General features: G+C 71.5%; 12 protein-coding genes and 1 pseudogene. 12 read left to right on the top strand and 1 reads right to left on the bottom strand.

All coding sequences use genetic code 11. The features are described from left to right. Positions 1-17 precede the first annotated feature (17 nt). Both O7624_RS29140 and O7624_RS29135 read left to right on the top strand, forming a co-directional pair. On the top strand, positions 18-374 hold the full coding sequence (locus O7624_RS29140; protein ID WP_282238157.1) for a hypothetical protein: 357 nt from the start codon (positions 18-20) through the stop codon (positions 372-374). A gap of 194 nt (positions 375-568) precedes the next feature. Next, the gene (locus O7624_RS29135; protein ID WP_282238156.1) at positions 569-2,011 is read left to right on the top strand and encodes a cellulase family glycosylhydrolase; all 1,443 of its coding nucleotides are present in this window, start codon (positions 569-571) and stop codon (positions 2,009-2,011) included. A 64-nt stretch (positions 2,012-2,075) separates the two neighbouring features. Here O7624_RS29135 and O7624_RS29130 read toward each other — a convergent pair whose 3' ends face one another. After that, entirely contained in the window at positions 2,076-3,518 is a 1,443-nt protein-coding gene (locus tag O7624_RS29130) for a glucose-6-phosphate dehydrogenase (RefSeq protein ID WP_282238155.1), read from the bottom strand. A 231-nt stretch (positions 3,519-3,749) separates the two neighbouring features. Between O7624_RS29130 and pgi the strand changes: the two genes are divergently transcribed. From pgi to O7624_RS29080, 10 genes and pseudogenes are all read left to right on the top strand, one after another. Then, a complete protein-coding gene (gene pgi / locus O7624_RS29125; protein ID WP_282238154.1) occupies positions 3,750-5,384 on the top strand; it encodes a glucose-6-phosphate isomerase in 1,635 nt (544 codons plus the stop codon). A 31-nt stretch (positions 5,385-5,415) separates the two neighbouring features. Next, the gene (locus tag O7624_RS29120) at positions 5,416-6,660 is read left to right on the top strand and encodes a sigma-70 family RNA polymerase sigma factor (RefSeq protein ID WP_282238153.1); all 1,245 of its coding nucleotides are present in this window, start codon (positions 5,416-5,418) and stop codon (positions 6,658-6,660) included. 104 nt (positions 6,661-6,764) lie between these two features. Then, on the top strand, positions 6,765-7,139 hold the full coding sequence (locus O7624_RS29115) for a YciI family protein (RefSeq protein ID WP_093406897.1): 375 nt from the start codon (positions 6,765-6,767) through the stop codon (positions 7,137-7,139). A 201-nt stretch (positions 7,140-7,340) separates the two neighbouring features. Next, positions 7,341-8,318, top strand: a pseudogene (locus O7624_RS29110) (AAA family ATPase); the annotation flags it as partial. Next, the gene (locus tag O7624_RS29105; RefSeq protein ID WP_282238152.1) at positions 8,315-9,298 is read left to right on the top strand and encodes a DUF58 domain-containing protein; all 984 of its coding nucleotides are present in this window, start codon (positions 8,315-8,317) and stop codon (positions 9,296-9,298) included. The pseudogene O7624_RS29110 and the gene O7624_RS29105, both read left to right, overlap by 4 nt. Continuing rightward, entirely contained in the window at positions 9,295-10,245 is a 951-nt protein-coding gene (locus tag O7624_RS29100; RefSeq protein WP_282238151.1) for a VWA domain-containing protein, read from the top strand. Before O7624_RS29105 ends, O7624_RS29100 begins: the two co-directional genes overlap by 4 nt. Before the next feature lie 37 nt (positions 10,246-10,282). Then, positions 10,283-11,212: a trypsin-like peptidase domain-containing protein gene (locus O7624_RS29095; protein WP_282238150.1), complete on the top strand. Its 930-nt coding sequence runs from the start codon at positions 10,283-10,285 to the stop codon at positions 11,210-11,212. 7 nt (positions 11,213-11,219) lie between these two features. Continuing rightward, on the top strand, positions 11,220-11,915 hold the full coding sequence (locus O7624_RS29090) for a response regulator transcription factor (RefSeq protein WP_282238149.1): 696 nt from the start codon (positions 11,220-11,222) through the stop codon (positions 11,913-11,915). Beyond that, a complete protein-coding gene (locus O7624_RS29085) occupies positions 11,912-13,120 on the top strand; it encodes a HAMP domain-containing sensor histidine kinase (protein ID WP_282238148.1) in 1,209 nt (402 codons plus the stop codon). Before O7624_RS29090 ends, O7624_RS29085 begins: the two co-directional genes overlap by 4 nt. Positions 13,121-13,239: 119 nt before the next feature. Further along, entirely contained in the window at positions 13,240-13,539 is a 300-nt protein-coding gene (locus O7624_RS29080; protein WP_093407153.1) for a BON domain-containing protein, read from the top strand. The last annotated feature ends 18 nt before the right edge of the window (positions 13,540-13,557 follow it).

Below are 13,557 nucleotides of genomic sequence, written 5' to 3'. Positions count from 1 at the left end.
TGATCACAGTCAGGGTAGTGAGCAGCGCAAGTCCGAACGCCATCGACTCCCCGACCACCCAGCCGGCGGACGTCGGGGCGCGGGTTACCGGTGTGCCGACACCGCGCGGCGGGTACCTGTCGGACACCGGAGAGGAGGACGAGATGACGACCGACCCGAGGTACACGCCGATCGCAATGACCGGGACCGGCAAGCTGATCGACGACGACGGCGACACCGGCACCGAACTGGTCGGCGCGGACGACGCGGCGGCCGATGCCGTACGAGCCGGCGCCGACATCGACCTGGCAGCGGCAGGACGGGACACCGATCCGACTCCCGTCGGCGCTGCCGATGCCGAAGCCGACCGACGACGGGCCGCCGGCGAGGACTGAGTCGGCCCCTGTACCGAACTGTGGCCCCGAGACGTCGTCCCGGGGCCACAGTTGGTTACAGCCTTCGATGTATCGAAATATTGCGTCATCGTTTCGAAGCCACGTAGGCTGCCGTGGGAGCGCTCCCGGCCTCCTCGTCGCTGCCGCCGGAGTGCCGTGCCCCCACCACCACGACCAGATTGCGATGGTCCACCATGAAGCAACCTCCGCGCCGCCTGCGGCGCCTGTTGGTCGCGGCCGGTGCCGTCGGCGCATTGACCCTCGGCGCGTTGACGGCCCTGCCCACCACCAACGCGATGGCCGCCACCGGCTGTTCCGTGACCTACACGACGAACAGCTGGTCCGGCGGGTTCACCGCGAGCGTCACCGTCACCAACCTCGGCGACCCGGTCAACGGCTGGACGCTCGGCTTCAGCTTCCCCGACAGCGGCCAGCGGCTCACCCAGGGGTGGTCGGCTACCTGGAGTCAGAGTGGCAGCTCCGTCACCGCGCAGAGCGCGAGCTGGAACGGTTCGCTCGGCACCGGCGCCAGCACCAACATCGGCTTCAACGGCAGTTTCACCGGCGCCAACCCGTCACCGAGTTCGTTCACGCTCAACGGCACCGTGTGCACGGGCTCGACCACGCCGACCACTCCCCCGCCGCCCACCACCCCGCCGCCGACGACGCCGCCACCCACCACGCCCCCGCCCGGCGGTCAGACCCCGGTGGCCATCAACGGGCAGCTGCGGGTGTGCGGGGTCAACCTCTGCAACCAGTACGGTCGACCGATCCAGCTGCGCGGCATGAGCAGCCACGGCATCCAGTGGTTCGGCAACTGCTACAACCCGGCCTCGCTCGACGCGCTCGCCACCGACTGGCGCGCCGACCTGTTCCGCATCGCCATGTACGTGCAGGAGCAGGGCTACGAGACCGACCCCGCCGGCTTCACCAACCGGGTCAACAACCTGGTCGAGGAGGCCACCCGGCGCGGCATGTATGCAATGATCGACTTCCACCTGCTCACCCCGGGTGACCCGATGTACAACCTGGAGCGGGCCAAGACCTTCTTCGCCGCCGTCTCCGCCCGGCACGCCGCGAAGAACAACGTGATCTACGAGATCGCCAACGAACCCAACGGGGTGAGCTGGTCGACCATCAAGAACTACGCCGACCAGGTGATCCCGGTGATCCGGGCCAACGACCCGGACGCGGTGGTCATCGTGGGCACCCGCGCCTGGTCCTCGCTGGGCGTCTCCGAGGGCGCCAACCACACCGAGATCGTCAACAACCCGGTGAACGCCAGCAACGTCATGTACGCGTTCCACTTCTACGCCGCGTCGCACAAGGACAACTACCGCGCCGAGGTGGAGCGGGCCGCCGCCAGGCTGCCGCTGTTCGTCACGGAGTTCGGCACGGTGGACTACACCGGTGACGGGGGCGTCGACCTGACCAGCAGCGCCCAGTGGCTCGACCTGCTCGACCGGCTGAAGATCGGCTACGCCAACTGGACCTTCTCCGACAAGGCCGAGGGCAGCGCCGCGTTGCGGCCGGGCACCTGCAACGGCAGCTCCTACACCGGCACCTCGGTGCTCACCACCTCCGGGGTGTTCATGCGCGACCGCATCCGCACCCCGGACAACTTCCCCACCAGCTGATCCGAGCGCACCACCACCACGCGGCCCCGGCGGTTCACCGCCGGGGCCGCACTGGTGCGCAGGCTCAGCGCACGTCGGACACCGGGCCGATCAGCGAATCGGCCGGCCCGGCGGATCCCGCCCGGTACTCCTGGAGCGGCACCGCACCGGCCTTCCAGGCAGCCAGCACCGGCTCCACGATGCGCCAGCACTCTTCGGCGACGTCGCCGCGAACCGACAGGGTCGGATCGCCGTCGAAGGCGCCGCGCAGCACCTCGCCGTACGCGGGCAGGTCGCCGGGGCCGAAGTCCGCCGTCAGGTTCGCCTGTTCCAACTCGAAGGGATTCCCGGGACCGTTGATGTTGAGATCCAGGCCGAGCCGATCGGGTCCGAAGCCGATCCGGAGCCGGTCGGGCCGTTCGTAGCCGGTCAACCCGTCGGGCACCCGGGTCGGCTGCTTGAAGGTGATGATCGCCTCCTTGCGTACGGCGTCCACCGCCTTGCCGGAGCGCAGCCGGAACGGCACTCCCGCCCAGCGCCAGTTGTCCACCGTGACCGCCAGTTCCGCGAGTGTCTCCGTGCCCCGCGCGGGATCGACACCGGGCTCGTCGGCGTAGTTCGGCAGCCGCCGCCCGTCGATCTCTCCCGCGGTGTACCGGCCCCGCCGGCTGGCCACCGCCGGATCGTCGTGCCACAGCCGGGTGGCCCGCAGCACCTGCGCCTGGCGTCCCCGTAGTTCCTCGGCCCGCAGCGTCGGCGGCGGATCCATGGCGAGCAGGGCCAGCACCTGGAGCAGGTGGGACTGCACCATGTCCACCAGCGCCCCGGCACGGTCGTAGTAGCCCGCCCGCCCTTCCAGGCCGAGCGTCTCGTCGAAGACGATGTCCACGCAGGCCACGTGCGACGAGTTGAGTACGGGCTCGAAGATCCGGTTGGCGAAGCGCAGGCCGAGCAGGTTGAGCACCGTCGACTTGCCGAGGAAGTGGTCAATCCGGTGGACCTGGCCCTCCGGCACGAGGGTGGCCAGCAGTTCGTTCAGCGAGCGGGCCGAGATCCGATCGACTCCGAAGGGCTTCTCCAGCATCAGCCGGGTGCCAGGAGGCACACCGATCCGGGCCAGCGCGGCGGCCGAGCGGGCCGTCACCAGCGGCGGCAGCGCAAAGAAGATCACCAACGGCCCGGTGCAGCAGCCCAGCAGCGACCGCAGGTCCTCCTCGCGTGTCACGTCGGCCGGCACGTAGCGGGTCTGCTGGATCACCTCGGACTCCACCGGACCCACCGCGCCGACGGTGCCGAAGGAGTCGGCCACCCGGCGCCGCCAGCGCTCGTCGTCCCAGCCGTCCATGCCGCTGCCGATCAGCCGCAGCCCGGGGACAGCTCCGGTGGCCAGCAACCGGCCGAGCCCGGGCAGCAGCAAACGCCCGGTCAGGTCACCGCTGGCGCCGAGCACCAGCAGTGTCTGCCGTACGCCGGTGGCGGCGGGTTCTGCGGGGACAGCTGCGGGGGCGCTCGATGCCGGCGTCGTCATGCCACCACCATGCCCTGTCCCGGCGACCGGCACGCACCGGACCCCGTGGACTCGCCGACTGTTCGCGCACCGCACCCAGGTCCGTGCGGATCGTCACCCCGGTGGTCTCCGCAGATCCCACCGGTCGTGGTGTCGGGCTGGCGAGCCGATCTTCATGTGGCAGTCTGGTCTAACCGCCGGCCGGGACGAGGCCGGCAGCGTGTCCGACCCTGCGAGGAGACGATCGATCCGATGGCTGCGGACGTCACCAGCACCGACGAGTGGCAGGCCCTGCGCAAGCACGCCGACGAGATCCGCGGGACGCACCTGCGGGACCTGTTCGCCACCGATCACGAACGGGGCCGGCGGCTGACCGTCGAGGTGGCCGACCTCTACGTCGACTACAGCAAGAACCTGGTCACCGACGAGACGTTGCGCCTGCTGACCGCCCTGGCCGAGCGGGTCGGGCTGACCGACCGGATCGCCGCCATGTTCGCCGGTGCCCACATCAACGGCACCGAGGATCGCGCGGTGCTGCACACCGCGCTGCGGCTGCCGTCCAGCGCCGCGCTCACCGTAGACGGTCAGGATGTGACGGCCGACGTGCACGCGGTGCGGCAGCGGATGGCCGAGTTCGCCGAGAAGGTGCGCTCCGGGCAGTGGCGCGGGCACACCGGCGAGCGGATCCGTACCGTGGTCAACATCGGTATCGGCGGCTCCGACCTGGGGCCGGTGATGGCGTACGAAGCGTTGAAGGCGTACCGCGACGGTGGTCTGAGCTGCCGTTTCGTGTCGAACATCGATCCCACCGACATCCACGACACCACAGTCGACCTGGACCCGGCCACCACGTTGTTCGTGGTGGTGTCGAAGACCTTCTCCACGCAGGAGACCCTGGCCAACGCCGAGCAGGCCCGGCGCTGGCTGCTGGCCGGCCTCGACGCCGATGCCGACGCGGTGGCCCGCCACTTCGTCGCGGTCAGCACCAACGCCCAGCGGGTGGCGGACTTCGGCATCGACCCGGCCAACATGTTCGGCTTCTGGGACTGGGTCGGCGGCCGGTACTCGCTGCCGTCGGCGGTGGGCCTGTCGGTGATGTTGTCCATCGGGCCGGCGCGCTTCGACGAGATGCTGGCCGGCTACCACGCCGTCGACGAGCACTTCCGTACCGCGCCGCTGGCGGCCAACGCGCCGGTCCTGCTCGGTCTGCTCAACGTCTGGTACACCAACTTCCTGGGCGCGCAGACCCATGCGGTGCTGCCGTACTCGCAGTACCTGCACCGGTTCCCCGCCTACCTGCAACAGCTGACCATGGAGAGCAACGGCAAGTCGGTACGCACCGACGGCCGCCAGGTGTCGTACGACACCGGGGAGATCTTCTGGGGCGAGCCCGGGACCAACGGCCAGCACGCCTTCTACCAACTGCTGCACCAGGGCACCCGGCTGGTGCCGGCGGACTTCATCGCCTTCAGCGAGCCCAATCACGACATCGGCGACATGCACGACCTGTTCATGTCGAACTTCTTCGCCCAGACCGCGGCGCTGGCCTTCGGCCGGACCGCCGAGCAGGTCGCGGCCGAGGGGACTGCCGCCGACCTCGTGCCGCACCGGGTGATGGCCGGCAACCACCCGACCACGTCGATCGTGGCCGACCGACTCACCCCGGCCACGCTCGGGCAACTCGTCGCCCTCTACGAGCACATCGTGCTCACCGAGGGCGCGATCTGGGACATCAACCCGTTCGACCAGTGGGGTGTCGAGCTGGGCAAGGTGATGGCCAACCAGCTCGCTCCGCTGCTCACCGGCGACCAGGCCGACCTGACCGAGCTGGACTCCTCCACCGCCGCCCTGATCCGGCGCTACCGCGTCCAGCGCCAGCGGGACTGAGCCCGGGAACCGTCCGAACGCTGCGTGAGCCGTGACTGGCCTGAGCGTTAAGGAGGCGATCACCCGCGCCCACCAGGAGGAGTGGGCGCGGGTGGTCGCCAGCCTCGCGCGCCGCTTCGGTGACCTCGATGTCGCCGAGGACGCGACGGCCGAGGCGTTCGTGGCGGCCGTCGAACGGTGGCCGTGCGAGGGCGTACCACCCAGTCCCGGCGGTTGGCTCGCCACCACCGCCACCCGCAGGGCAATCGATCGGCTCCGTCGCGAGTCGCAGCGCGAGGCCAAGCACCGGGCGGCCCGGATCGTCCACGACGACTCCCCGGCCGAGCCGACCGGCGCGGTCGAGGACGACCGGCTCAGGCTGGTCTTCACCTGCTGCCACCCGGCGCTCGCGATGCAGGCCCGGGTGGCGCTGACGCTGCGCCTGCTCGGCGGCCTCACCGTCGGCGAGATCGCCCGCGCCTTCCTGGTTCAGGAGACCACGATGGCGCGACGGATCACCCGCGCCAAGGTGAAGATCAAGGCGGCACACATTCCCTACCGGGTGCCCTCGCCCGACGACATCCGCGAACGGCTCGTCGGTGTGCTCGCGGTCGTCTACCTCGTCTTCAACGAGGGCTACCTCGCCAGCGCGGGGGACGAGGCGGTACGCGTCGACCTCAGCGACGAGGCGATCCGCCTCGGCCGGCTGCTCCGGACCCTTCTCCCCGACGACGGTGAGGTGGCCGGCCTGCTCGCCCTGATGCTGCTCACCGACGCCCGGCGATCGGCGCGCGTGTCCCGCACCGGGGAGCTGGTGACCCTCGATGAGCAGGACCGCAACGCCTGGGACCGCGATCGGATCGCCGAGGGCAACGCGCTGCTCCACGAACGGATCAAGGTGGTGGCCGCCGGCGGTGACCCACCCGGGCCCTACCAGTTGCAGGCCGCGATCAACGCGGTCCACACGAATGCCCCCTCCAGCCGGGAAACCGACTGGTCCAGCCTCCTCGCCCTCTACGACCAGCTGACGCTGCTCGACCCCTCGCCGATCGTGCGGCTCAACCGGGCGGTCGCCGTCGCCGAGGTCGGCGGCCCCGCGGTCGGCCTCGCTGAGATCGAACCACTCGTCGCGGCCCTCGACGGCTACCACGCCTTCCACGCCGCCCGAGCCGACCTGCTGCGACGGCTCGGACGCGACGGCGACTCACGGGTGGCGTACGACCGGGCCATCGGTCTTGCCGGCAACCCCGCCGAACGGGCCTATCTCACCCGCCGCCGCGACCTGCTCGCCGGCTGACCGGTGGGAAAAATCTTCTGGCACCTTGTCGGATGGGCGGCGGGTCGCTCGTAGATGAGGTGAGAGGCGGCCGGAGGAGGCCGCCGGGACATGGGAGCTATGCGATGGCGCGGTACTTGATCTCGTTCAACGATGGCGCGATGGACCACATCCCCGACGAGGATTGGCCCGACGTGGGCAAGGCCGCGCACGCGGTGACCCAGGAGGCCGTGAACGCCGGGGTGTTCGTGTTCGGCGCCGGACTGCAACGGCAGCGGGCGAGCGTCGTGGCCACGGACGGGCTGGTGACCGATGGCCCGTACCCGGAGACCAAGGAGGTCATCGGCGGATTCATGGTCGTCGACGTAGCCGCACGCGAGGAGGCGCTGGCGTGGGCCGCCAAGATCGCCGTCGCCTGCCGTTGTGCGCAGGAGGTGCGGCAGCTCATGCCGGACCCGGAAACAGACGAGATGCTCCGCCAGGCCGGCAGGCGAGGCTGACCTTCCGCCGTTCGGTTGTCTTTCGGTCCGTTCTGGCCCAATGGGTCACGTGCGGGTGCCCGGACTCCCCCCGTTGTCCGGGCACCCGCGTCACGACGACGCGACCGAGGAGCACAGCCCATGCGGAGCACCATCAACAGCGCCACCGTGAGCGAGCTGGACGCCCCAGGCGAGCACGCCGACCACACCCGGCTGCTGGAGCGGACCCTGTTCGAGGTGAAGCGGGTGATCGTCGGCCAGGATCGGCTGGTGGAGCGGCTGCTGACCGCGTTGCTCGCCCGGGGCCACTGCCTGCTGGAAGGGGTGCCCGGCGTGGCCAAGACCCTCGCCGCGGAGACCCTGGCCACGGCGGTGGGCGGCAGCTTCGCCCGGATCCAGTTCACTCCTGACCTGGTGCCGTCGGACCTGCTCGGCACCCGGATCTACCGAGCCTCGACCGAGACATTCGACGTCGAGCTGGGGCCGGTCATGGCCAACCTGGTCCTCGCCGACGAGATCAACCGGGCCCCGGCCAAGGTGCAGTCGGCGCTGTTGGAGGTGATGGCCGAGGGACATGTCTCGATCGGTGGGCGGACGTACCCGGTCCCCACCCCGTTCCTGGTGCTGGCCACCCAGAACCCGATCGAGTCCGAGGGCGTCTACCAACTGCCCGAGGCCCAACGGGACCGCTTCCTGATGAAGGTCGTGGTCGACTATCCGACCGACGACGAGGAACTGGGCATCCTCTACCGGATGGGCACCGGCACCCCGGCCGCCCGGCCGGTGCTGGACCCGACTCGGCTGGTGGCGTTGCAGGCCCGGGCCCGCGAGGTCTTCGTCCACCACGCTCTGGCCGAGTACGTCGTACGGCTGGTGCTGGCCACCCGCGATCCGCGCCGGTTCGGGCTACCGGACGTGGCCGCGCAGCTGGCGTACGGTGCCAGCCCCCGCGCCACCCTCGGTCTGATCGCCGCCGCCCGGGCCCTGGCGTTGCTGCGTGGCCGGGACTACGTGCTCCCCGCCGACGTACGGGAGATCGCCGGCGACGTGCTCGCCCACCGGCTGGTCCTCTCCTTCGACGCGGTCGCCGACGACGTCGACCCCGACGAACTGGTACGGCAGGTCGTCGAGGCGGTGCCGCCCCCGCAGATCGCTCCCGCCCAGGAAACCCAGGGGCCAGGTCTAGGGACGGCGGCATGAACGAGAACGCGACGAGCCTCGGGCACCTGGCGCCGCAGCGTCGGCTGCGCCGGCTGGAACTGACCATCACCCGCCGGCTCGACGGGTTGCTGCACGGGCAGCACCTGGGCCTGCTGCCCGGCCCGGGCAGCGAACCGGCGGGCAGCCGGGAGTATCGCCCCGGCGAGGACGAGGTACGGCGGATGGACTGGTCGGTTACCGCGCGGACGACCGTGCCGCACGTGCGTACCGTCGACGCCGACCGGGAGCTGACCACCTGGGCGTTGGTGGACGCGACGCCCAGCATGGACTTCGGCACCGCCGAGTTGGAGAAGCGCGAGCTGGCGGTGGCGGCCGTCGCTGCCGTCGGGTTCCTCACCGCGGGCTCCGGCAACCGGCTCGGCGCGCATCTGCTCGGCGACGCCGGCGTGCGCCGCTTCCCCGCCCGCACCGGCCGGTATCACCTGCTCAGCCTGCTGCGCACCCTGTTGGAGGTGCCACGCGGCCGGCCGGCCAGCGACCCTGTGCCGCTGGCCGAGGCCATCGACGGGTTGCGCCGGTCGGCCGGCCGTCGCGGGCTGGCGGTGGTCGTCTCCGACTTCCTGGATGGCCTGCCCGACGAGGGGGTGGCCGGTGCCGGAGGCCGCCCCCCGGACTGGGAGCGACCGCTACGGCGGCTGGCCGCGCGGCACCAGGTGCTCGCGGTCGAGGTCCGCGATCCGCGCGAGCTGGAGCTGCCCGACGTCGGCCTGATCACGTTGCTCGACCCGGAGAGCGGGCGACGGCGCGAGGTCGCCACCGGCAGCCGCCGGCTGCGCGACCGTTACGCGGCGGCCGCCGCCGCGCAACGGCTGGCCGTGGCGCGGGCGCTGCGCCGGGCCGGCGCGGCGCAGCTACCGCTGAGCACCGACCGGGACTGGATCGCCGACATCGTCCGGCACGTCCACGCCCAGCGCCGGCTGGCCCGGGCGACCCGACCGACGAACGGAGGCGCCGCGTGAGCTGGGAGTCCCCCGAACGGCTGTGGCTGTTGGCCGGGGTTGCCGCCCTAGTGGTCGGGTACCTGCTGCGTCAGCGCCGACACAGCCGGTACGCCGTGCGGTTCACCAACCTGCGCCTGCTGGACAAGGTGGCGCCCACCCGCCCGGCGTGGCGCCGGCACGTACCGGCCGGGCTGTTCGTCGCGATGCTGGCGCTGCTGGTGGTCGGCTTCGCCCGCCCGACCGACGAGGTACGGGTGCCGCGGGAACGGGCCACCGTCATCGTGGCCGTCGACGTGTCCCGGTCCATGCTCGCCGACGACGTACCGCCGGACCGGCTGCTCGCGGCCCGGGAAGCGGCCCGCGAGTTCGTGGCCGACCTGCCGGCGGAGTTCAACGTCGGGCTGGTGGCCTTCGCCGGCAGCGCGTCGGTGCTGGTCGCACCGGGCGGCGACCGGGAGTCGGTCACCGCCGGCATCGACCAGCTCGACGAGGGTGTCACCGGCCTACAGGGAACGGCGATCGGCGAGGCCATCCATGCCTCGCTGGAATCGATCCGCACCCTGGACGCGCAGGCAGCGGAGGATCCGCCGCCGGCACGGGTGGTGGTGCTCTCCGACGGGGCGAACACCTCGGGACGGGACCCGGCGCAGGCTGCCGCCGACGCGGTGCAGGCGGGCGTACCTGTCGACACCATCTCCTTCGGTACCCCCGACGGTCGCATCGGTGGCGGCCAGTCGGTCCCGGTCGACGGGGAAACCCTGCGTGCCGTCGCCGAGCAGGCCGGCGGCGGCTACTACGAGGCGGGCAGTGGCGACGAGTTACGTGCCGCGTACGCCGACATCGGCTCGTCGGTCGGTCACCGGCTGGAGCGTCAGGACGTGTCGGCGCGGTTCATCGGCGCCGGCCTGGTGCTCGCCCTGCTGGCCGCCGCCGGCTCCCTGTTCTGGTTCTCCCGACTGCCCTGACGGCCGTCCTACGGACCTCTTCGAGGAGGGACATCGCATGCACAGCACGATTCCGGGGTTGGGTGAGCCGCGCGGACCACGCTTCGTCTCGCCTGCCCTGTCGACCGACGATCAGTCGACCGGGTCCACTCCGGTGGTGCCGATTCCGGGCGCGCTGACCGGGCCCGACGACCCGGCACACGGCCTGGCGGACCAGAGCGCGGAAGCGGACTCCGGTGCGTCGCGCTGGCCCCGGCTGCTGCTGGCCGGGCTGGCCGTGGTGGCGGTGTCGGCCGGCGCCGGCGGCGTCGCCGGGCACCTCACCGCCGGCGACACGCCGGCAGCCGACCCGGGAGCCGCGCCGGCCGGTGCGACCGGAAGTACGACCGCCGACCTGGTCACCGCCGCCGATCAGGTGCTTGCCGGGGTGGTGTCGGTGCGGGTGACCAGCGGCGGCCGAGGTGCCTCCGGCTCCGGGTTCCTGATCGACGAGCGGGGGCATGTGGTGACCAACAGCCATGTGGTGGCCGGCGGGGACACCTTCCAGGTGGTCGGCCGGGACGGCCGTCGGCTCACCGCACGGTTGGTCGGCCGTGACCCGGGTACCGACATCGCCGTGCTGCGGGTCGATCCCGGCAACGCGCTGCGCCCGCTACCGCTGGCCTCGGCCGGCCAGACCCGGGTCGGTGAGCCGGTGCTCGCCGTCGGCTCGCCGCTCGGACTCTCCGGCACGGTGACCGCCGGAATCGTCAGCGCGCTGGACCGGCCCGTCCGGCTCGGCGGTGGCGCCCGGCAGCCGGCGGTGCAGACCGACGCGTCCATCAACCCCGGAAACTCCGGCGGCCCACTGGTAAACGGTCGGGGCGAGGTGGTGGGCGTGAACACCGCCATCGCCACGCTGGAGGGCAGCGGCAACATCGGGATCGGTTTCGCCATCCCGGTGGAGCGGGCAGCTCAGGTGGCGCAGGGGCTGATCGCGAGGGGATAACTGACAGATGCGGCTGCTCGTGGTGGAGGACGAAGAGGATCTGGCCGGCGCGTTGCGGGTCGGGCTGGCCCGCGCCGGCTACGCCGTCGATCTCGCCGCCGACGCGGCGCAGGCGTACGACCTGCTGCTGGTCAACGCGTACGACCTGATGCTGCTCGACGTCAATCTGCCCGATGGCGACGGGTTCGCGCTGTGTCGGGCGATCCGCTCCGGCGCGGTCGAGGTGGCCGGTGGGCGGGATCTTCGGGTGCTGATGCTCACGGCCCGCGGTGCGTTGACCGACCGGGTCCGTGGCCTGGACGAGGGCGCCGACGACTACCTGGTGAAGCCGTTCGCGCTTGTCGAGTTGCTGGCGCGGGTGCGGGCGCTGCTGCGCCGGGACACCGGCGGTACCGGGGTGGTCCTCACCGTGGGCGCGTTGACCCTGGACGTGGCGCGGCAGGAGGCCCGGCGGGGCAGCCGCCAGCTGCACCTGACCCGGAAGGAGTTCGGCGTCCTGGAGTACCTGATGACCCGTCCCGGGCGGGTGGTGCCGGCCGAGGAGTTGCTGGAGCACGTCTGGGACGCCAACGCCGACCCGTTCACCGAGACCGTCCGGGTCACCGTGGGTACGCTGCGGCGCAAACTCAGCGGTGGCGGCGACTCCCCGGCGATCGAGACGGTCGTCGGGCGCGGCTACCGGCTGCGGGAGGTGCTGGCATGACTGTCTTCCGGTCGATCCGGTTCCGGCTGACCGTGCTCTACTCGACGCTGTTGTTCGCGCTTGCCGGCGCCGGCCTGCTGGTGGCGTACGTGGCGGTGGACCGCGCGGTCGATCCCAAGCCGATCACCAAGCGGTACGAGGCGCAGTTGGTCAAGCTCAAGAGCGACGGGCGTACGGTGCCGACCGGCACCACGCTCGAGGTGGCCGAGGTGCAGCAGATCGAGGACGAGGTGAACCTGCGGCTGTTGCAGACGGTCCGGGACTATTCGTTGATCGCGCTCGGCGGGCTCTTCGTGGCCAGCCTCGGCATCGGTTGGGTGCTCTCCGGCCGGGCGTTGCGTCCGGTCGGCGCGATCGCCCGTACCGCCCGGGAGATCCAGGCCACCGACCTGTCCCGACGGATCCGCCTGGCCGGTCCCCGCGACGAACTGCGCGACCTCGGCGACACCATCGACTCGATGCTCGACCGGTTGGATCATGCCTTCCACGCCCAGCGGCAGCTCATCGATGACGCCTCGCACGAGTTGCGCAGCCCGCTGGCGATCATCCGCGCCAATCTCGACGCCTCGCTGACCGCACCGGAGGCCGGTGACCAGGAGCGTGCCGCAGCGGTGGCGACGATCGACCGGGCCACCGACCGGATGTCCCGGCTGGTCGAGGATCTGCTGGCCACGGCCCGCCGGGACGCCGACTCGATGTCCGACACGGACGTGGACCTCAGCACCGTGGCCCGTGAGGCCGGCGAGGACTTCGCCGCCCTGGCCACCGGCCGTGGCCTGCGCCTGCGGTTCGCGCTCGACCCGGATCTCACAATGATCGGCGACCCGGACGCGCTGCGCCGGGCCGCCGGCAACCTGCTGTCCAACGCGGTACGCCTCTCCCCTCTCGGCGGGGCGATCAAGGTGGCCACCGGACGGGTGGGCGACTGGTTGTGGTTGGCCGTCGCCGACGAGGGGCCGGGCATCGCCGAGGCCGACCAGGCACGGGTTTTCGACCGGTTCTGGCGGGGCGAGGCCGGTCGGGGTGGCTCCGGTGGCGACCGGCGGACCGGGTTGGGGTTGGCCATCGTCCGGCAGATCGTCGAGTCGCACGGTGGACAGGTGGCGGTGTTCTCCCGGCCGGGTACGGGCAGCACCTTCGTGTTGTGGCTGCCGGCCGCCGATCGGACCGGAGACACCCGGCCGCCGGCCAGCACGCCGCTGTGACTGTCATCCAACTGTCATCCAACCGTGCGGTCGACTCCAAGGTCGTTGCGCAAGGTGGTGATCGATCGGGACGGCGCGTCGGGTCGCCGGCATCAACAACGAAGGAGACCGCTGTGGTGATGCCGTGGCCTTGGCCGATGCCCGACGATCACTCCTTCCGCGCGCTGTGGGACGAGCCACAGCATCACGACGAGGATGTCCGTCTCGCCGCCCTAGTCGCGCAGCGGCTGAGCGCCGACTGGTCGACCCGCAGGCAGCAGATCACGGTGATGGTGCAGAACCGGGTCGTGATCCTCACCGGCCTGGTCGCCAGCGCCGAGACCCGTCGCGCGGCCGGCGAGTTGGCCTGGGACATCGAGGGCGTGACGGACGTCTGCAACGCGCTACGGCTCGCCGGTCACCGGCGAGGTCGCCGCTGATGAACTTCGGCTCGTCCA

The organism is Verrucosispora sp. WMMD1129 (assembly GCF_029581255.1).
Taxonomy (GTDB): Bacteria; Actinomycetota; Actinomycetes; order Mycobacteriales; family Micromonosporaceae; genus Micromonospora; species Micromonospora sediminimaris.
Note: the sequence above shows the minus strand (reverse complement) of the source record. Positions and strands in the feature narration are given on the sequence as shown.